Raw genomic sequence first — 19,432 nt, 5'->3', positions numbered from 1 at the left:
CCACGGACGGCGCGGGTGACCGGTACGGTCGCGATCATGGCTGCGGTTTCGAAAACCGTCGGCTACCAGCTCTCCTCCCACCCCGACGGCGGCCGGCTGGCGCCGAAGACCACCCGCGGCACGCCCGCCGCGACCCGTCGCGGCACGTCCGCGGCAACCCGAGGCAGCACCGCCGCCCGAGGCGGCACCGCGACCCGAGGCGGCACCGCGACCCGAGACGGCACCGCGACCCGAGACGGCACCGCGACCCGAGGCGGCACGGCCGCCGCCACCCGAAGCGGCGCGCCCGCCGCAACCCGAGGTGGCACGGCCGCCGCGACCCGAAGCGGCGCGCCCGCCGCAACCCGAGGTGGCGCCGCAGCGAAGCGAGGAAGCGCGCCCGCGGCGACGGGACGCGGACGCGCGCCAGGGACACGACGCGGGCGGCCGCCGGAGCGCCGGGTCGGCGAGGAAGAGTTCTGCGCGCTGGTCGAGCAGGGCACGCCCGAGGACATGGCCGACGTGCTCCTCATGCTTGACGAACGCGGGCGGAAAGCCCTGAGCGGCCTGGTCCGCGCCGCGCCGATCACCGAGGATCCCGCCCCTCGCCGGGAGGGTGTCCTGCTGGTGGCGGGGGCCGGATGCCTGACCGGCGCCGACAAGGTGGTCGCCTGGCTGCGCTCGCGGCGCTTCCGGCACGTCCCGTCGACCGAGACGCTCGAGGCAATGGTCCGGGTGCTCGCGGCGACCGGCCGTCCTCGGATCACCACCGTGGCCACCGGCCTGGCGCGTCAGCTCGACGCCCGCGCCGCCTGGCCGGGCGAATGGGCAGTGACCGAGGCCCTCCTCGAGGCCGCTGGCGTGCCCCCACCCGGGACGGACGCCTTGGCCCGCCGCTGGATCCGCGAACGCGGCGCTCTCGGCGACGGCCTGGCCGAGCGGCTCGCCACCGATCCCTGGCTGGATCGCCTGCTGCCACGCGTCTTCTTCCCACCGGCGGGTGTCGTCCCCGGCCTTCACTGGGCCCCCGCCATCGCCGAACTGGCCGAGAGCGGCAGGCTCGGCCGGGCATCGCTGCACCGGTTGGCGCTGCGGCGGATGGGTGAGCCTGCGCATGCCGGTTCGCTGCGCATGGTGGTGGCCCTCCACGATCTGCTCGCCCTCACCGCGGAATCGATCGCCAAGCATCGGGCCGAATATCTTCGCCTTCTGGCGGGTCCGCACGCCTCGGTGGCCGCCGCAGCCCAGCAGGCGCTGCTCACGCTGGAGGAAGCCGGCCGTGCCGACGTCGGCACCGTGGCCGCCGCCGGGCAGGCGGTCTTCCGCCGTACCGAGAAGAAGCTGGCACGCGCCCAGCTGGCCTGGATCTCCCGAGAGCTGGAGCGGCGGCCCGCAAGCGCCGGGCCGCTGCTGGAAACCGTGGCGACCGCCCTGACCAACCCGTCGGAGGCGATCGCCGGCTGGGCGCTGAGGTTGCTGGCGGGTCATCCCCGTGGCTGGGAGTTCGTGGGCGAGGCCGCGCCGAGCCTGTCGCTGGCACTGGAGACTCCGGCCGGCGAGTTGATGGGGGTACGGCCGGCTTTGCCGCAGGCTGCGACCCCCGAACCGGCCGCGGCTTCCGAAGCGGTGGCGGCCCCTGAATCGGCCGCGACTCACGAACAAGCCGCGGCCCCCGAACCGGCCGTTACCTCCGAGCCGGCCGCGGCCCCCGAACCCGCTCGGACACCCCCGCTCACCGAGTCCCCGCAGAACGCTGAGCCTTCTCCGAGCCCGATCCAGGCGTCCTCACCATCCCCGTTGCCCCGACCGCTCCGCGCTTTTCCGGCCGCACCCGCGCCACGGTCGGTAGACCCGATGCCTCCACCGATCGCTTCGGTGGGCGAGCTCGCCGCGGAGATGGACGCACGCCGGGCGGACCCGTGGGATCCGATGGGTCTCGAGCGCCTCCTGGCCGGCCTGTCGGCCTTCGCCCGAACCGACCGGGCGGCGACAACGGCCGCTCTGACCCCGCTGCTCGACGAGACCCCGACGCCGCTCGACGTGCTGATCCGCGCGTTGGTGATCGGCCGCGAGGATGTCATACCTGGGTCCGATGCCCTCGCGGGCCCGGCTCGGTACCGTACTGCGTGGGAGACAAACACCGTCCAGAAGCGAGTCAGGTGGCGGGCTGAGGCAGCAGCCCCGCAGGCGATGGTGCTGGCGCGGATCCACGAGCTGGCCGACCAGTTGGCCGATGGCGCGGGGTCAGCCGACGCCGGGCGGGCTGCCGACGCCGGGCGGGCAGCCAACGCCGGGCGGGCAGCCGACGCCGGGCGGGCAGCCGACGCCGGGCGGGCAGCCAACGCCGGGCGGGCAGCCGACGCCGGGCGGGCAGCGGATGACGCGCGGTCGGTCGGCCCGCCGACGCTGCTCGCGACGCCGGCCACGGTCGACGGGCATGTGAGTCCGTCACGGCTGCTGTTCCGCCTGCTCGAAGCCGAACGCGACGGCTGGCAGCCGGGGCCGGTCGACCTGACACAGGCGCTGCTGCGCCTGCCCAGGCACGTCGACCCCAGCGTGACGGAGGCGGCCGCGCGGTTGGCCTCACCGGCCGGCAGGCGTTATGCCGCCTGGCTGCGTGCGGGGGGCCTGCCCGATCCGGCCACGACGGCGACGGCCACGCCCGGAGACCCGGGTCGCCGGGCGGTGACGTTCGCCCGCATCGACCCTCCGGCTGCCGACACCCACGGCCGGGCGGCGGAGGTGCTGGCCGCCCTGCTCAGCGGGCCGCCCCTGCCCGGCGGCGAGCAGCACACGACCCGCGGTGGGCCCCCGAACGCGGAGGGCGCGATCGCGCTCGACATGCGCTGCTGGCCATGGGTGCTGCCCAGTCACCGCGAGATCATCGCGACCCATTGCCTCCCGTATCTCGCAGACGCCGAGACGGCCGCAGCCGGCACGGACGCGGCCAGCACGGACGCAACCGGCACGGACGCAGCCAGCGGTGGGACTGCCAAGGCCGGGACGCCGTTGCCGATCAGCAAGGAGGCAGCGGGCGCAGAGCCGGCCGAGGATGCCGGGCGGGAGGTGCTGGCCGGGCTGGCCCGGGCGGCAGGTCCGTTCGGGCCGGCGATGGCCCTGGCGCTGGCGCGAGGGCTGGTCAACTCCCAGGAAGCGCGGCGGCACGATGCGATCGACGCCGTGCAGCATCTGGCCGGCGACGGCGGGCTGGACGCAGCGTTGCTCGGGCGAGAGCTGCGGCTGCTGGTCGCCTCGGGGGCAGGCACGCCCGGCGACACAGCAGGCGGCGCGGCGGGAGCGTTGTCCCGGCTGGGGCGGGGCGGCGCCTGGCACGTGGTGTGGGCGATCGCCTATGCGATGCTTCCCGCCCTCTTGCGGCTCGACCCCGCGCCGACCGGGCTGACCGAACTCCTTGCCGTCGCGACGGAGGCCGCCACCGCTACCGGAGCGCGGGCCGAACTGCCGGGGCTCGCCGAGGCCGCTGCGCGGGCGGACGACACTCGCCTTCACGCCGAGGCCGTCCGTTTGGCCGAGGCCGTTCGCTGAGTGCAAGCGAGCCCTACCGCGCTGTCGTCGGTGGCCGTGCGAGGTGACCGGAAAGCATCGCGTCAAAAGGAGTAGGGGGCGCGGAACTGCGCCCAGATACATTGCGTCCCGAACAAGACGGAGCAATTGACCGCGCGCCATTCGCTTTCCATTCTTTCAAGAAGAAAGGAGAGCGACCATGAGCGACACCGTCAATATCGGCGACGACCGCAGGCTCGCCGAATGGGACGAATCACTGCCGACTCCGCCCGACCTCGACGCCGCGTTCGAGACCGAGGTCGAGACCGAGGGGACCGACCAGCCCGAGCCCGAGGAGGTGCCCGATGCGGTTCTCGATGAGTGACTACAAGACCGGGCCGCGGGCCAAGGGCTGGGGTCAGGGCTGGTCGGCCGACCGGTCGAAGGATCAGGCCCGGGTGCGGGCCGACCGGTCCGGTACCAAGGTCAACGTGCACAAGCGGATCGCCGCGCTCGTCGACATCCTGCTCGACGAGTCGGAGCGGCGCGGGTACCGGTTCAACCCGAAGTCGTGCGGCGGATACGTCAATCGTGCCATCAAGGGCACCTCGCGGCCGAGCAACCATTCCTGGGGGCTGGCCGTCGACCTGAACTGGGATCGCAATCCCGAGAATTTCCACGGCGTTCTCAAGACCGATTTCCCGGCGTGGATGGTCCCGCTGTGGAATAGGTACGGATTCGCGTGGGGCGGTCATTACCGCGGCCGGCACAAGGACCCGATGCATTTCGAGTTCATGGGCGCGCCCGCGGACGCCGACGACATGCTGGCCAAGGCGCGCCGCGAGATCCTGAAGCGCAACCCGGTCCCGCAGCAGGTGAAACCGCAGCCGCCCACGGCGCGGAAGTACACGGTGAAGAGCGGCGACAACCTCTCGTCGATCGCCGACAATCTGAAGGTGGGCGGCGGCTGGAACGCCATCTACCAGCGCAACAAGGCCGTGATCGGCCCCGACCCCGACAAGATCAAGCCAGGGATGGTCCTGACCCTCCCGTGAACCGGACGCGGGCCGGCCCAGCCAGCACGGCGGGGCCGGCCCGACACCGCATCACGATGAGCAGCAGCGTCAGCCCTGCCGCGCCGGGTGCGCCGTGCCTGCCTCGCGGAACTCCCCCAGCGGCCCGGTCAGCCGGGCCCCGGTCACGGTGAGCCACGGCCGCCCGAGCATGCCGAGCGCCCGCATCTTCCGCGTCATCGGGTGCTCCCCCAGCCGTACGTCGAGACCGCCGCGACCCAGCCGCGCGCCCGACAGCCGCATCGGAAGCTTGCCGCGCAGCAGGCGTCCCGCCTGCGCGCCGTGATCGAGATAGGACCAGGAGGGCAGCGACAGCCGGGTCGGGAACGGCAGGCGCACCTTCCCGTTGCGGATCGCCGCGTGCAGCACCTCGGCCCCGTCGTCGCGCACCGTCACCTCGGTCGCGGTCGCGCCGAAGGTCAGGTCGGCCTCCATCAGCCACTTCGGCAGCGCCCAGAAATCTTGCCCGGCCTCGCGCGTGAACGCCCCGGTCACCGGCAGGTCGACGATGTGCAGCCCGGGCCGGCCGCGCGGCCCGCGCACCAGCAGCCCGATGCCGACCTCGTCGTACGTCTTCAGCGCCCACGGTCCGTAGTGGATGGTCATGAGCAGCGTGATCGCCCGGCCGAACAGCACCAGTGGCTCGAGCGGCACCCCCGCCAGCACCTGCCGCGCGCCGGCCACGGGCGCGGTGAAGACCGCCGCGGTGATGCGCGCATCGGTGATGGTCACTGGCAGGGTGACCGTCTCGCCCTGGATCGACCAGGTTCCGGGCCCGACCCGCTCCGCCATGCGCCCGACCTTATCGCGCGCTAAGGCGCCAGAACAGCGGCGCCGTCGACCCTTCCGGCCTGCAGATCGGCGAGCGCCTGGGCGGCCCGTTCCATCGGGTACGGATCGACGGACACCCGCAGCCGATGCCGGGCGGCGAAGTCGAGCAGTCGCCGCCCGTCCTCGCGGGTGTTGGAGGTGACGCTGCGCAGCGTCCGCTCCTGGAACAGCTCGCGGTCGTAGTTCAGCGACGGGATGTCGGTCAGGTAGATGCCGGCCACGGCGAGCGTTCCGCCCCGGTCGAGCGCGCGCAGCGCCATCGGCACGAGGTCGCCGCTCGGCGCGAAGATGATCGCCGAGTCGAGCGAGCCCGGCGGCGCCTGGTCGGAGCCGCCGGCCGAGGCCGCCCCGAGATCGAGCGCCAGCTTCTGCGCCCGGGGACTGCGGGTGAACACGTGCACCTCGGCGCCCGAGGCGATCGCGACCTGCGCGGTGAGGTGCGCCGAGCCGCCGAAGCCGTAGACGCCGAGCCGGCCGCCCGGCGGCAGGTCGGCCCGGGTCAGCGCCCGGTAACCGATGATTCCCGCGCAGAGCAGCGGCGCGAGCTCCTCGTTGGTGTACCCCGTCGGGAGCCGGTAGGCGAAATCGGCCCGGACGGTTGTGTACTGCGCGTAGCCGCCGTCGGCGTCCCACCCGGTGTAGAGCGATCTCGGGCAGAGGTTCTCACGCCCGGAAAGGCAGAACCGGCATCGGCCGCACGTGGAGCGCAACCACGCGACGCCGACCTTGTCGCCCTCGCGGAACTCGGCGACCCCGTCGCCCAGCCCGGCCACGTGCCCGACCACCTCGTGGCCCGGCACCACCGAGGGCCGGTGCTGTGGCAGCTCGCCCATCGTGACGTGCAGATCTGTGCGGCACACACCGCACGCGTCGACCTCGACCAGCAGCTCACCCGGCCCCGGTCGCGGCACCGGCATCTCGACCCGCCGCAGGGCCCGCGACACGTCCGGTCCCGGGTGCTGCACCTGCCATGCCTGCATTCCCGTCACCTCCGGCCTCCATCTTGGCCTCGCCGGCCCGCAAGCGCCTCGGACCGGGGTATGACATACCGCGGTAGGTGGTCACGAGCGCTGTTCTGGGACAGCATCGAAGGCGACGGGGTCGAGATCTACAACGAGGTGGACATGGCAACGGTCGGTGTGCTGCTGGAGACGGCGGGGCGGGAGCGGCGGGTCGCTCTCACCCCGGACGGGGCCGAGCGGCTGCGCAAACAGGACGTCGAAGTGCTGGTGGAATCCGGTGCCGGCCATCGGGCCTGGTTCGAGGACGTGGGATATTCCGGCGCCGGCTGCGCGGTCGGCAGCAGGCAGCAGGTGTACGCCGAGAGCGATGTCCTGCTCTGCCTGCATCCGCCGGAGGACGCCGACAACTGCCGCCCCGGTCAGCTGCTGATCGGACTGCTCGGGGTGCTGCACGACCCCGGCCTGGCACAACGGCTCGCGGCCACCGGGGTCACGGCGGTCAGCCTCGACCTGCTGCCCCGCACCCTGAGCCGGGCGCAGGCGATGGACGCGCTGACCTCCCAGGCCAACGTGGCCGGCTACAAGGCCGCGCTGCTGGCCGCCGAGGCGTACCCCGGCTTCTTCCCGATGCTGATGACCGCCGCCGGCACCACGCGGCCCGCCCAGGTCCTGGTCCTCGGCGCCGGCGTCGCCGGCCTGCAGGCGATCGCCACCGCGCGCCGGCTCGGCGCGCAGGTCACCGGGTACGACGTGCGCGAGGCGGCCCGCGCCGATCTCGCCTCGACCGGGGCCGCCGTGCTCGACCTGCGCACGCCGAGCGCCGAGGCCGAGGGCGGGTACGCGCGCGGCCTCACCGACGACGAGTCGCAGGCCCAGCTGCACGGCCTGGCCCGGGCGGTCCCCCGGTTCGACGTGGTGATCACCACCGCGCAGGTGCCGGGCGGGGCGCCGCCGCTGCTGGTCACCGCCGGCGCGCTCGCCGGGATGCGGCCCGGCTCGGTGGTCATCGACCTGGCGTCCACGGCCGAGGGCGGCAACGTCGAGGGATCGGTTCCGGACACCCGGACGGTCACCGACGCCGGCGTCACGGTGATCGGGGCCGCGAACCTCGCCGCCACCGTTCCGGGCGCCGCGTCCACGGCGTACGGAAGAAATCTGGTTGCCCTGCTCGCCTCGCTGATGCCCGGCGGAGAGGTCGTCCTCGACCTCGACGACGAGATCCAGCAGGCCGTGGTCGTCACGCACGGCGGGCGGGTCGTGCACCCGCGCGTCAAGGCCCTCTTCGAACGGGAGATCCGCTCATGAGCCCTCTGCTGCTGGCAGATCTGACGGTTTTCACGCTCGCGCTGCTGGTCGGCTTCGAGGTGATCAGCAAGGTGCCGGCGACGCTGCACACGCCGCTGATGTCGGGTGCGAACGCGATCCACGGCGTGGTGATCGTCGGCGTGATGCTCCTGGCCGCGACGGTGACCGGCGTGGGCGGCTACGTGCTGCTGGCCGTCGCCGCGTTCTGCGCCGCGATGAACGTGGCCGGCGGCTACGTGGTGACCGACCGCATGCTCGCGATGTTCCGGAGCCGGTCATGAGCGCCTTCGACACGATCGTCCACCTGGTCTACCTCGCCTGCGCGACCGGCTTCGTGGTGGGCCTGCACCTGATGAACGCGCCCGCGACCGCCCGCCGCGGCAACCGCATCTCCGCGGCCGGCATGGCCCTCGCCATCCTGACCACGGCGGTGGTGCTCGTCCACGACGGCGGCGTCTCGTCGCCGGCGGTGCTCGCCCTGGTGATCGGGTCGCTGGCCGGCGGCGCGGCGGGCCTGGTCGCGGCGCGGCGGGTGAAGATGACCGCGATGCCGCAGCTGGTGAGCCTGTTCAACGCGGTCGGCGGCGGCGCGGCGGCGCTGATCGCGCTGGGCGACCGGGCGGCGTCGGCGCAGGCCGCGGTCACCGGGGTGCTCGATGTGGCGATCGGCGCGGTCACGTTCACCGGCTCGCTGGTCGCCTCCGGCAAGCTCGCCGGGCGCATCCCGGGCCGGCCGATCACCGTGCCGTCCGGGCGGTGGATCTCCGCGGGGCTCGCCGTGATCGCGGTGGCTCTGGGCATCGCCTTCGTGGCCGGCGACTCGCAGCCGTGGTTGCTGGCCGCGGTGGCGGTGGCGGCGCTGGTCGCGGGTGTGCTGCTCACCTTGCCGATCGGCGGCGCCGACATGCCGGTGGTGATCTCGCTTCTCAACGCCTGCACGGGCACCGCGGTGGCGATGGCCGGCTTCGTCCTCGAGAGCACGCCGCTGATCATCGCGGGCGGCCTGGTGGGCGCGGCGGGCGCGATCCTCACCAAGCTCATGGCCGACGCCATGAACAGGCCGATCGCCGCGATCATCGCGGGTGGTTACGGCACCGGTGACGCGGTCGCGGTCGCCGCCGGGTCAGGTTCGGCTCCCGTACGCGAGATCACCGCCGACGATGCGGCGATCCAGCTCGCGTACGCGGGCAAGGTGGTGATCGTGCCCGGCTACGGGCTGGCCGCCGCGCAGGCCCAGCACGAGGCGGTCGCGCTCGCCGAGGCGCTCACCGAGCGCGGGGTCGAGGTGACCTACGCGATCCACCCGGTGGCGGGGCGGATGCCGGGGCACATGAACGTACTGCTCGCCGAGGCCAACGCGCCCTATCCGCAGCTGCGCGACCTCGAGGAGAGCAATCCCGAGTTCGCCCGCACCGACGTGGTGCTCGTGGTGGGGGCGAACGACGTGACCAATCCGGCGGCGCGGCGGCCCGGCAACCCCGTGTCCGGGATGCCGATCCTCGACGTCGACAAGGCGCGCTCGGTCATCGTGCTCAAACGGTCACTGGGGCACGGCTACGCGGGCATCGACAACGAGCTTTATACGGACCCGCGAACGGCGATGCTCTTCGCCGATGCCAAGGCGGGCCTGGCTGCGCTGTTGAGCGGGCTCCACGCGTACGCGAGGTGAGGTTTTGGTTTTGCTTTGGAGGGCATGCTTATCGACTTTGGTCACTTGACACCTAATGATCAACTTGGAACGCTCGGTTGCGGAATCGTCACGCCGGGGCACGGGGGTCGACGCTTTGCAAAGTTCCAGCATCAGCCGACTGTTGTCCGACTTATCCCCGTCATCCCTAGAGGACTTCTGGGCCTCCACCACCGAGCGGGGCACCCCGCTGGTCGAGCCCTGCGACGACGAGTCGCTGCTCGTGACGTTCCTGTGGCGGGGCGAGGCGTCCACGACGCGGGCGTGGTGGGGCGTGGACGTGCCGATGTCGCGGGCGCCCGGGACCGACCTGTGGCACGGCACCCAGCGCATGCCGTCGTCGCTGCGCACGATCTACTGCCTGGCCCACGACGGCGCCGAGGAGGCGCCCGCCGACGACTCGGGCGCCGGCGGCACCCACGTCGACGCGGGCAACCCGTGGCGCCTGCTGTTCCCCGCCGACCCGGTCGACCCCGACGACCGCGACAGCTGGCTGTCGATCCTCGAGCTGCCCGACGCCCCGCCCGAACCCTGGACCGAGCCACGCCCCGGCGTGCCCGCCGGCACCCTCACCGAGGTGACCATGCCCGGCGCGGCCCTCGGCGGCCCCCGCCCCGTGACGGTCTACCGGCCCGCCGGCACCCCCACCGAGGGCCTGCCGGTTCTGGTCGTCTTCGACGGCTACATCGCCCGCCACGTCCTGCGCGTCCCCACCATCCTCGACAACATGATCGCCGCCGGCGCGATCCCGCCCACCGTGGCGCTGTTCGTGAGCAGCTTCGAGGCCAGCCGCGAACGCGACCTCCAGCCGACCCGGCCGATCCACGAGTTCGTCGAGCACGAGCTGATCCCGTGGGCCCGCGGCTCGCTCGGCGCCGGCCTGTCCCGCCGCGGCAACGTGATCGCCGGCGTCTCCCGCGGCGGCCTGGCCGCCGCGTACGTGGGGATGTGCGCGCACGAGCTGTTCGGCGGGGTGATCGCGCAGTCCGGGAGCTTCTGGTGGCCGAGCCCGCTCGAAGGCTCCCCGGGCTGGCTGATGCGGCAGGTGACGAAGTATCCGCGGGTGGACGTCCGCTTCTACCTCGACGTCGGCGTCCGCGAGACGATGACCGGCCCCGACGGCGCCCCCGACCAGCTCACGGTGGTGCGCCAGATGCGGGACTCCCTGGTCGGGCACGGGTACGAGGTCACCTACACCGAGTTCATGGGCGGCCACGACTACGTCAATTGGCGCCGCACCTTCGCCGACGGCCTCCTCGCGGTCGCCGCGCCCTGACACCTGATCAGTCCCCGTCTCGAGACAGAGATGGGTTGTGGTCTCGGTTGTCATTCCCGGTTGTCCCCATCCAGTGCCCTGCCCCCCAGTGGTGCTGCATCTCTCGTCGCTCACGGTGGGGGTTGCCGGTTGCGGTTGCCGCGGCTGGTCGGGCTCGGCTGTGGCGTCCAGTCCGGGGTGCCATGGCCCACCCGGCTTCAGGTGCGGCCGGTTACGGCGTGACCGCCATCCCAAGAGGTGTCTAGTCCTCGGCCTTGAGCCGCGCCTTCTGCACCTTGCCCATCGCGTTGCGCGGAAGCTCCTCCACCCGCAGCACCTTCCGGGGTCGCTTGTGGGCGGCCAGCCGCTCCGCCACGAACGCGATCAGGTCGGCCTCGGCGACGGCGTCACCCACGACGAACGCCGTGATGCGCTCCCCCAGGTCGGGATCCGGCAGGCCGACCACCGCACATTCACGAACGGCCGGATGCAGGAGCAGCACGTCCTCGACCTCCCCCGCGCCCACCCGGTAGCCACCCGTCTTGATCAGGTCGGTCGACGCCCGCCCGACGATGCGGTGCCAGCCGTCGGGGGCGATCGTGGCCACATCCCCCGTCGCGTACCAGCCGTCTCCCCACGACTGGATGCTGCCGCCGCGCAGATAGCCGTCGAACAGCGTCGGCCCCTGCACCTGCAGATGGCCGATCGTGGCGCCGTCATGCGCGACCGGTTCGCCCTGCTCGTCGACGATCCGCGTGCCGATGCCGGCGAGCGGGAGCCCCACCTGGCCGGCACGCCGGTCGCCGTCGGCGCGGGCGCTCACCGTGATCAGGGTTTCGGTCATGCCGTAGCGCTCCACGGGGGCCTGGCCGGTCAGCTCGCGCAGCGCGTGAAAGACCGTGCCGGGCAGCGGGGCGCTGCCGGAGACGAGCAACCGCGCCGCCGACAACCGGCGGGCCGCGTCCGGGCGGGCGGCGATCCGGGACCAGACGGTGGGGACGCCGAAATACATGGTGCCGGCGCTTTCCGCGTACGCGTCAGGAGAAGGACGCCCGGTGTGCGTGAGCCGGCCGCCCAGCCGGAGCGGCCCCAGAGCTCCGAGAACGAGGCCGTGCACGTGGTACAGGGGCAGGCCGTGGACGAGCGTGTCGGCCGGCGTCCATTGCCAGGCCTCGGCGAGCGCGTCCAGATCGGCGGCGATCGCCGCGCGCGAGATCACCACACCCTTCGGCGCGCCCGTCGTGCCGCTGGTGTACAGCACGAGCGCGGGGGCGCCGTCCGCCGGTTCCGGTGGGAGGGTGGTCGCTCGGGCGACACGAGAGACGCGTACGACGGGCAGGCCGCTCTCGCCGGCAGCGGCCGGATCGTCCGACAGCAGCAGCGCCGCGCCCGAGTCCCGGAGCAGGTGATCACGTTCGAGGCGCCCGGCATCGGGCGGGACCGGCACGATCGGCACCCCCGCGAGCAGCGCGCCGGTGATCGCCGCGACGGTCGCCGCGCCCGGCACGGCGTGCACCGCGACGATCGGCGCGCCGTCCAGGTCGGACGCCACCGAGGCCGCCCAGCCGAGCAGGTCGTGCCGGGTGAAGGTTCCCTCGGGCGTGGTCAGCGCGGCATCGAGATCGTCGGAGGCGAGGAGGGCGGACAGCAGCGGCATCCCCGCATTCTCCCGTCATCGGCCACCGGGCAGCGGGATCGGGGTGTGCTCACCCCGGCACCGTGTCCAGGTGCGCGCCGAGCTCGGCGACCATCTCGGCCGGGGTGAGGTGGCCGGCCAGCACGTGAACGGTCAGGCCGTCCACGACGGCGTGCAGGCGCCGGGCGGCCCCGCGGGGGTTGCTCAGGCCGGGCGCCAGTTGCGTGACCAGGCGCAGGCACAGCTCGAACATGCTGCTGAAGTGCAGCCGCTGGACCCGGGCGAGCGCGGCATCCTGAAGGCCGAGGGCGAGGAAGGCGAACGCGATCTCCGCCTCGGTGCGGCGCCGTTCATCGACCGGCATGGTCTCCAGGAGCACGACGGTGCCGGCCGCCCGCGGGTCGGGTGGCACCGCCATGCCGGTGAGGCGGGTGGTGACCTGCGCGATCACCTCCTCGCAGGCGAACGCCAGCAGCTCGGCGCGGGTCGCGAAGTAATGCCGCAACGCCCCGGTCGACCAGCCCGACTCGGCGGCGACCGCCCGGATCGACACGTCGGCGACGCCGTCGCGCGTGATGACCCGCCAGACGGCGCCGGCCAGCTCTCGGCGGCGCTGCTGGTGATCGACGACTTTGGGCACGACATTTTTATAGCACGACCGTGTTATAACCGAGTCATGGTAGCCGTGATAATCGCCTGTGAGATCGGATTCTGGGTTCTGCTCGTGGCGGGCCTGGCCGCCCGGTATGTCCTGCGCGCCCGCCGAGTCAGCACCGCGCTCCTCTTGGCGGTGCCGGCGGTCGACGTCGTGCTGCTGGCCGTGGCGCTGATCGACCTGCTCAACGGCGGCGAGGCCGACCCCGCGCACGGCCTGGCCGCGGTGTACATCGGGACGTCGGTGGCCTTCGGCGCGCAGATGATCGGCTGGGCCGACCAGCGCTTCGCCCACCGCTTCGCCGGCGGCCCGCCCCCGGTCAAGCCACCCCGGACCGGCCCCGAGCACGCCGCCCGCGAGCGCCGCCAGTGGACGCGGCACCTGCTGGCCTACGTGATCGGCGCCGCGGTGCTCGGCGTCTTCACGGCGCTGGCCGGCGACCTCGACCGGGTGCGGCCGCTATGGTCGGTGCTGGGTGTGTGGACGCTGGTCCTGGTCATCGACTTCATGATCTCGTTCAGCTACACGTTGTTTCCCCGCCGTCGGTGACGGCGACCGGCGGAAAGTTCCGCGGAGAGGCAGAGGGCGGATCGGTTCCTGGACCAGGTCGGCAAGCCGGGGCATGCTGCGATGGGAGCCTGACACACGCCGGAGGTGAAGGATGAAGGCACAGGTGGGCGACCGGATCGTGGTCAAGGGCGTCCATGTCGGCGACGCCACCCGGGTCGCGGTGGTGATGGCGTTGCGGCATCCGGACGGCACTCCGCCCTACCAGGTCAAATGGCTCGACGACGGACACGAAGGGCTGATCTTCCCGGGGCCGGAGGCGCACGTCGAGCGGGCCTGAGCCGGGCGGCGGCGCCTGACGGAGTCGGCGAAAACGCCGATCAGTACCTCGTAGGGCATCGTCAGACACCGCCACCCACGAGCGGGTCGCGCACACCAGCGAGGCCGCCGCCGCGATGGTGCGCCGGGCGCGCAGCGCCGACGAGGCCGTCACCGCCCTCAACGACAGCCTGCACCAGGTCGCGGGCATCGCCGGCGTGATCTCCGAAATCGCGTCGCAGACGCGGATGCTGGCGCTCAACGCCACGATCGAGGCGGCCCGGGCCGGCGCGGCGGCCTCGGCTGCACGGTGCCCGGCCGCACGCCGATCTCGGTGGGCGACGCGGTGCAGGCCGCGATGACGGTGGAGGGCGCGCCGATCACCGTGAGCGCCCGGGTGGTGCGCCGCCGCGAACTGGCCGACGGGAGCGAGCTGGGCCTGGAGCTGGCCGACGTCTCTCCCGAGGCGCAGCGCCACATCGAGGCCCACATCAACCGGGCGTTCGAAAGCCTCTGAGAGGCCGGGTCAGGATGCCCCGAGGCAGACGAACCCGGTTCCCGTCGCGGCCCGCGCCAGGGCGGTGGCGGGCGCCAGCCCGGCGGCGAGACCACGATGCAAACCGATCATCACATCGGTGGCGGCGGCGTCGGCCACCCGGCCCACGCTCGCCACGACGGTTGCCGTCCCGGCCGCGAGAAGCGCCGATGCCATCCCGAAGCTCTCGTCTCCCGGCCGCACCTCGGTCAGCCCCAGCTCGCAGGCGGCCAGCACCACCACCCGCGGCGGCCGCGCAACGGTGAGCAGGTCGTACCCGAGCAGCGGCCCGCCCGCGAGCGAGAGCGACGAGAACAGCGGACTCTCCGTCTCGTGCCGCCCATGCGCGGCGAGGTGCGCGACGTCGGCGCCATCCAGGGCGGACAGTGTCGCGGCCGGGGTCGCCGCGCCGCCCGTGAGGGTCGCGCTGCCGGGCAATAGGTGCGAGATCGCGTTGACTTCCTCCACCCCCCGCTGGGTGTCCGGGCCCGCCACGAGCACGGAATGCCCCACCTGCCGCGGCAGTCGCAGAGCCGAGAGCCAGGCCGTCCCCGAGGGCGCCACCGTGACCGGCCGTCCCGCACACGCCGGCAGCATCCCCCACGGCGCGGTCATCAGCAGCCCCGTCGGCACCACCACCAGGTCCCGGTCGCCGACCAGCGGCAACAGCGGGTCGAGCACCGCGCTCTGCAACGCCGAGGCGTCCGCGCGCGTGGCCGCGGCGACCGCTGACGCCAGCCTTTCCGGCATCGCGCGCCCCGCCTGCGTGTCGAGGTCGGCGCGCAGCCGCAGCACCGCCTCCTCGGCCGCCACCATCGGCCCGAGGGCCACGAGCGTGGCGGCCTGAGCGGTCACGGCCAGCGCGTGCAGGGTCGAACCATCACTCACGTACGCGATGAGCGCCGCCCCAGCAAGCCGAGCCCGAACCGCCGCCAGCGACGCCACAGCCGCCCCACCGGCCTCGCCGCGCACCGCCCACGCGCTTTCGCGGATCCGCCGCTGCAGCAGCTCGGCCCGCGACCGCAGCCCCGCCACCGGCTCCCCCGCCACCTCCGCGGCCCGCAACGCCTGCCGCGTCTGCCGCAGCTCTTCGAGCGCCCCCGCCACGGCCGGATCCTCGGGCGGTCGCACCGGCGACAGCCGCAGCGCCTGCGCCCTGCCACGCTCCGCCCATCGGAAGACATCCGCCGCTCTCCCCGCTCGCAGCGCCCCCGCCATCCCCGCCCGCGCGAGATCCTGTCCGAGCGCCGAGGCCCCCGTCTGCAGGTCGAGACACCCGAACCGCCCCCGATACCGGTGCAGCGTCTCCATCCCCGCCACCAGCTCCCGCGACGCCACACTCGACGCCCCCGAGGCCGCGGCCACCTCGGCCCGGGTCAGCCGCCACAGCAGCCGGGTATCGAGCCGATCGAGCCGCCCCGGCCGCCCCGCCTGCCCCAGCAGCCGCGCCGCCATCGCCGGCGACTCCGCCATCGAGGCGCGCGCCGCCACCAGCAGCGCCACCCGGGCGTCCTCGGCCAGCCCCAGTCCCCGAAGCTTCCCCGCGAGCAGCCGCGCCCGCCGCGCCACCTCCGCCCGCCGCGCCACCTCCGCCCGCCGCGCCACCTCCGCCCGCCGCGCCACCTCCGCCCGCCGCGCCACCTCCGCCCGCCCATCGCCGGGCACGGCCTTGTGGTCGCCTGCCGGACAAGTGGGGACGGCGCCTGGCTTGGCACCGTCCGGGTGGGCGCCAGCCGGGTGAGCACCGTCCGAATGGCCGCCAGCCGGGTGGGCGCCAGCCGGGTGGGCGCCAGCCGGGTGGGCGCCAGCCGGGTGGGCGCCAGCCGGGTGAGCGCCAGCTGGGTGAGCACCGTCCGAATGGCCGCCAGCCGGGTGGGCGCCAGCCGGGTGAGCGCCGCCCGGCTGGCCGCCGTCCGCGTGACTGCCGGCCTCGCCGGCGCCCGCGGCGTAGTCCGCGCGTAGCGTCATCAACTCGGCCAGCGCCGCCCGCCGCCGGTTCCCCCGCCGTAGAAAGTCGGACCGCGCTGCCGCCGCCCACGAAGCCGCCGCCGACGGCCTCCCCGCCAGCAGCGCCGCCTCCGCCCGCGTCTGCAACGCCTCGGCCCGGTTGTGGTCCTGTCCCTGCTCCCCCAGCTGGGCCAGGGCACCCGCGAGCTCCCGGTCCGCCTCCCCGAACAACCCGGCCGCGATCAGCGCCCTCGCCCGCTCCACCGCCAGCGCCGGTAGCCGCCCCGGCGACACCGCCTCGTAGGCCGGCCGGGCCGAGGCGAACGCGCCGAGCGCGGCCGGCAGGTCGCCGGCGACCACTTCGAGGCAGCCGACGTTCACCCGGAAGACGGCGGCCATCATCGCCAGGTCGTGCCGCAGCGCGATCCGCAGCCCGCGCAGCAGGTCGTCGCGGGCGGCGCCGACCTGGCCGGCCTCCAGGCGCAGGATGCTGCGGTTGTTGAGGGCCTTCACCAGGTCGAGCGGGCCGTCCTGCTCGGTCAGCCCGGCCACGGCCCGGTCGTACTCGGCCAGCGCCAGGTCATTGCGCCCGTTGCGCCACAGCAGCACGGCCCGCTGAGCGTGCAACACCGCCCGCTGGGCTTCGAGCGCCGCCTGCCCAGGCGAAGCCTGCGCCGCCCGCCCAGGCGAAGCCTGCACCGCCCGCCCAGGCGAAGACCGCGCCGCCCGCCCAGACGACGGCTGCGGCGCGGCCAGCAGTTCTTCCGCCTCGTCGAGCAGCCGGTAGCCGAGGGCGACCTGGCCTCGCTCCGACTCGGCCCACGCCAGGCTGACCATCACCCGTGCGCGGGCCGCCGGGCCGGCGTCGGCGGCCAGGCGCAGCGCGGCGCGCATCCGGCGGACGGCCAAGGCGGGGCGCCCGTCCTCGCTGGCCGCGAGGCCGGCCGCGTACAGGTCGGCGGCCCGTGCCGGCAGAACGGGCGGGTTCAGAGCAGGAGCGATGGCGTCACCACCCGGGCCGCTCCGGTGTCGGGTGGGTGGATGAGCAGCTGGGCCAGGCCGTGCGGAACCTCGTCGAAGACGAAGCGACCGGTCGCGTCGGCGGTGACCACGCGCGCGCCGGCCGGCTCCGGCAGGCGCAGCTCGACCACCAGGGCCGCGCCGGGCGCGAGCCAGCCGTCGATGCGGACCAGGTCGTCCGCGCGTTCCACGATGGTGATCATCACGGTGCGGCTGGCGGCGTCGAAGGTGACCGTGCGTGCCTGTTCGCCGGCCCGGGCCAGGGCGGGCCCGGCGGCGGCCAGGCGGGCCACCTCGGCGTCCAGGTCGGTCAGCGCGAGGGCGAAGAGCACCCGTTCGTCGAGGTCGGCCGGTGGCGGGTCGTCGCGGGCGATCCGGGCGAGGATCTCGCGGTCGAGGTCGTCCAGCGGGTCGGTCATGACGCGCCCCAGGCGGGATCGCCGAGCAGCATGGACCGCAGCTTCGCCAGGCAGCGGGACCGGGTCGGCCCGATGCTGCCGTGCGGCATCCCGAAGGCCGAGGCGATCACCGTGTAGTCGGGGCGTTCCACCTGCGCCACGATCCGCAACAGGTCGCGGCAGCGCTCGGAGAGGCGTTCGAAGTGGATCCACAGCACCCGGTCGCGCTCGTCGGCGATGAGCCGCTCCCCGGGCGCCGGTCCGGGGTCGACGGCCGTCCGCACGGCCACGCCCCCGTCCGGCAGGTCCCGGCGGGCCTTCTGCTTGCGGTGCCACGCCTCCCGCCGGGTGGTGGTGATCAGCCAGGCGGTCACGGCCCGCGGCGTACGGATCTCGTCGAGTCGTCGCAGCAGCTCCAGCCAGGACGTCTGCACCACGTCGGCGGCGTCCTCGGCGCCGAGCCCCTGACTGCGCGCCACCCGCCACAGCACCGGGTCGAGGGCCCGCACCAGCTCCCGCAACGACTCCCGGTCCCCGCCACGGGCCCGCTCCAACAGGTTGCCGAGAACCACATCGGGGTCCGGCGAGGGATCCGAAGAAGGGTCCGCGGGGTCCGAGGAGGCGTCCGAGGCGGGCTCCCGGAAGCCGTCAACTGACGGCGACGACATGGGGACGCGCCAGGTCGGCGGCGAAGCTGGCGGCCGCGAACGACGTGCCGCTCCAGCGGGCCCATTTGCCGTCCGGGAAGGTGCTGAGCAGGTCGACGCCGTCGCGGTAGCGGCCGACCCAGTCGCCGAAGTTGCTGAAGTCGGCGTGGTACCCGGCGAAGCCGGCCCCGACCGCGGTGACCGTCTCGAAGGCGCCCGGGTAGACATCGCCGTCGAAGTGGTCGTTGCCGGCCGAGGCCACGAGCTGCACGCCCTTGTCGGCGAGTTTGCCCAGCAGGCACCGCATGGGCTGGACCAGGGGCTCGGGGCCCTCGTCGCCCGGGATCCGGCCGAACGCCATGCAGATCACGTCGACCGGGTTGCCTCGCTCGATGTGCTCGAGGATCCACTTGAGCGCCCGGCACACCGTCGACTCGTTGGAGAAGCCCTTGTCGTTGAGGACCCGTACGTCGAGGACGCGGGCTCCGGGCGCGGCCTGCCGGATCAGCCCGGCGATGAAGGTGGCGTGCCCGGCCTTGGACGGCGAGCCGGAATCCAGATGCGCGACGATCGTGTCCTCGGACGGCATGGTGTCCAACGGCTGCCACTCGTGCCCCGCCTGCCGGGTGGCGTCGATGAGGAACGGGTCCTCGTCGGTGCCGACGCTCAGCCATCGGTGGTAGCGGACGCCGGTGTCGAGCAGCGCGATCACCGGCCGGCGCAGAGTGGGCGCCGGCGGCTTCCACGCGGACGGCGGCTCCTGGTCGAGGGTGACCTCGACGAACGCGAGGCCGTGGCCGACCGGCTTGCTGGCGGCGAGCTTGAACGTGCCGTCGTAGAAGGCGGGGTCGGCCACGAGCTGACCGCCCTCGCCCTCGCCGTCCAGCGCGCTCAGCACGTCGTCGGCGATCGCGTCGCCGGTCAGGGGCACCACGTCGATCCCGTCGCAGAGCGGCTCCGGCGTCCCGAGCACGCCGGGCATGCCGACGCCGGCCAGCACGTCGGCGAAATGGCCGACGGGCTTGCTGGAGCTCGAACCGACCAGATGGCCGACGGGCTTGCTCGCGAACAGCAGCGTGCGGTCGGTGTGCAGCTTGGGGGTTACCTCGCTGTCGATGATGCGCATGGATCCGCCTCCAGGCTTGGCGTGTGCGTCGGACACCGATGAGGAGT

At 73.7% G+C, this 19,432-nt stretch carries 19 protein-coding genes; 11 read left to right on the top strand and 8 right to left on the bottom strand.

Annotated features, from left to right (window positions below; translation table 11 throughout):
* The first annotated feature begins 36 nt into the window (after positions 1-36).
* From ACIA5D_RS18165 to ACIA5D_RS18155, 3 genes are all read left to right on the top strand, one after another.
* Complete coding sequence (locus ACIA5D_RS18165; protein ID WP_396031109.1) at positions 37-3,525, top strand: hypothetical protein; 3,489 nt, start codon at positions 37-39, stop codon at positions 3,523-3,525.
* Positions 3,526-3,703: 178 nt separating this feature from the next.
* Positions 3,704-3,868, top strand: a complete 165-nt coding sequence (locus ACIA5D_RS18160) for a hypothetical protein (protein ID WP_396031108.1) — start codon at positions 3,704-3,706, stop codon at positions 3,866-3,868.
* Positions 3,849-4,538 (top strand): M15 family metallopeptidase, encoded by a 690-nt coding sequence (locus ACIA5D_RS18155; protein WP_396031107.1) that lies wholly within the window; start codon positions 3,849-3,851, stop codon positions 4,536-4,538. Before ACIA5D_RS18160 ends, ACIA5D_RS18155 begins: the two co-directional genes overlap by 20 nt.
* Positions 4,539-4,607: 69 nt before the next feature.
* Here ACIA5D_RS18155 and ACIA5D_RS18150 read toward each other — a convergent pair whose 3' ends face one another.
* Positions 4,608-5,348 (bottom strand): acetoacetate decarboxylase family protein, encoded by a 741-nt coding sequence (locus ACIA5D_RS18150; protein ID WP_396031106.1) that lies wholly within the window; start codon positions 5,346-5,348, stop codon positions 4,608-4,610.
* Positions 5,349-5,368: 20 nt separating this feature from the next.
* Complete coding sequence (locus ACIA5D_RS18145; RefSeq protein ID WP_396031105.1) at positions 5,369-6,367, bottom strand: zinc-dependent alcohol dehydrogenase family protein; 999 nt, start codon at positions 6,365-6,367, stop codon at positions 5,369-5,371.
* A gap of 60 nt (positions 6,368-6,427) precedes the next feature.
* Between ACIA5D_RS18145 and ACIA5D_RS18140 the strand changes: the two genes are divergently transcribed.
* The 4 genes from ACIA5D_RS18140 to ACIA5D_RS18125 all read left to right on the top strand — a co-directional run bounded on the left by ACIA5D_RS18140 (position 6,428) and on the right by ACIA5D_RS18125 (position 10,617).
* Complete coding sequence (locus ACIA5D_RS18140) at positions 6,428-7,654, top strand: NAD(P) transhydrogenase subunit alpha (protein WP_396031104.1); 1,227 nt, start codon at positions 6,428-6,430, stop codon at positions 7,652-7,654.
* Complete coding sequence (locus tag ACIA5D_RS18135) at positions 7,651-7,935, top strand: NAD(P) transhydrogenase subunit alpha (protein ID WP_396031103.1); 285 nt, start codon at positions 7,651-7,653, stop codon at positions 7,933-7,935. The genes ACIA5D_RS18140 and ACIA5D_RS18135 overlap by 4 nt, the downstream gene beginning before the upstream one ends.
* The gene (locus tag ACIA5D_RS18130; protein WP_396031102.1) at positions 7,932-9,323 is read left to right on the top strand and encodes an NAD(P)(+) transhydrogenase (Re/Si-specific) subunit beta; all 1,392 of its coding nucleotides are present in this window, start codon (positions 7,932-7,934) and stop codon (positions 9,321-9,323) included. The genes ACIA5D_RS18135 and ACIA5D_RS18130 overlap by 4 nt, the downstream gene beginning before the upstream one ends.
* Before the next feature lie 142 nt (positions 9,324-9,465).
* On the top strand, positions 9,466-10,617 hold the full coding sequence (locus ACIA5D_RS18125; RefSeq protein ID WP_396031101.1) for an alpha/beta hydrolase-fold protein: 1,152 nt from the start codon (positions 9,466-9,468) through the stop codon (positions 10,615-10,617).
* 241 nt (positions 10,618-10,858) lie between these two features.
* Here ACIA5D_RS18125 and ACIA5D_RS18120 read toward each other — a convergent pair whose 3' ends face one another.
* A complete protein-coding gene (locus tag ACIA5D_RS18120; protein ID WP_396031100.1) occupies positions 10,859-12,253 on the bottom strand; it encodes an acyl-CoA synthetase in 1,395 nt (464 codons plus the stop codon).
* A gap of 49 nt (positions 12,254-12,302) precedes the next feature.
* Positions 12,303-12,872, bottom strand: a complete 570-nt coding sequence (locus ACIA5D_RS18115; RefSeq protein ID WP_396031098.1) for a TetR/AcrR family transcriptional regulator — start codon at positions 12,870-12,872, stop codon at positions 12,303-12,305.
* Positions 12,873-12,908: 36 nt separating this feature from the next.
* Between ACIA5D_RS18115 and ACIA5D_RS18110 the strand changes: the two genes are divergently transcribed.
* The 4 genes from ACIA5D_RS18110 to ACIA5D_RS18095 all read left to right on the top strand — a co-directional run bounded on the left by ACIA5D_RS18110 (position 12,909) and on the right by ACIA5D_RS18095 (position 14,229).
* Complete coding sequence (locus tag ACIA5D_RS18110) at positions 12,909-13,436, top strand: hypothetical protein (RefSeq protein WP_396031097.1); 528 nt, start codon at positions 12,909-12,911, stop codon at positions 13,434-13,436.
* Positions 13,437-13,548: 112 nt separating this feature from the next.
* Positions 13,549-13,734 carry a DUF1918 domain-containing protein gene (locus ACIA5D_RS18105; protein WP_396031096.1) on the top strand — a complete coding sequence of 62 codons (186 nt, stop codon included), beginning with the start codon at positions 13,549-13,551 and terminating at the stop codon, positions 13,732-13,734.
* Positions 13,735-13,849: 115 nt separating this feature from the next.
* Positions 13,850-14,074: a methyl-accepting chemotaxis protein gene (locus ACIA5D_RS18100; RefSeq protein ID WP_396031095.1), complete on the top strand. Its 225-nt coding sequence runs from the start codon at positions 13,850-13,852 to the stop codon at positions 14,072-14,074.
* Complete coding sequence (locus tag ACIA5D_RS18095) at positions 14,023-14,229, top strand: PilZ domain-containing protein (protein ID WP_396031094.1); 207 nt, start codon at positions 14,023-14,025, stop codon at positions 14,227-14,229. Before ACIA5D_RS18100 ends, ACIA5D_RS18095 begins: the two co-directional genes overlap by 52 nt.
* A 9-nt stretch (positions 14,230-14,238) precedes the next feature.
* Here the strand turns inward: ACIA5D_RS18095 and ACIA5D_RS18090 are convergent, their stop codons facing one another.
* The 4 genes from ACIA5D_RS18090 to ACIA5D_RS18075 all read right to left on the bottom strand — a co-directional run bounded on the left by ACIA5D_RS18090 (position 14,239) and on the right by ACIA5D_RS18075 (position 19,385).
* Complete coding sequence (locus ACIA5D_RS18090) at positions 14,239-17,088, bottom strand: CHAT domain-containing protein (protein ID WP_396031093.1); 2,850 nt, start codon at positions 17,086-17,088, stop codon at positions 14,239-14,241.
* Between the two features lie 92 nt (positions 17,089-17,180).
* Positions 17,181-17,633: a hypothetical protein gene (locus ACIA5D_RS18085; protein WP_396031092.1), complete on the bottom strand. Its 453-nt coding sequence runs from the start codon at positions 17,631-17,633 to the stop codon at positions 17,181-17,183.
* Positions 17,630-18,184 carry an RNA polymerase sigma factor gene (locus tag ACIA5D_RS18080; protein WP_396031091.1) on the bottom strand — a complete coding sequence of 185 codons (555 nt, stop codon included), beginning with the start codon at positions 18,182-18,184 and terminating at the stop codon, positions 17,630-17,632. Before ACIA5D_RS18080 ends, ACIA5D_RS18085 begins: the two co-directional genes overlap by 4 nt.
* 76 nt (positions 18,185-18,260) lie before the next feature.
* Entirely contained in the window at positions 18,261-19,385 is a 1,125-nt protein-coding gene (locus ACIA5D_RS18075; RefSeq protein ID WP_396031090.1) for a S8 family peptidase, read from the bottom strand.
* Positions 19,386-19,432: the final 47 nt, after the last annotated feature.

Source organism: Actinoplanes sp. NPDC051513, assembly GCF_044454685.1.
GTDB lineage: Bacteria > Actinomycetota > Actinomycetes > Mycobacteriales > Micromonosporaceae > Actinoplanes.
Note: the sequence above shows the minus strand (reverse complement) of the source record. Positions and strands in the feature narration are given on the sequence as shown.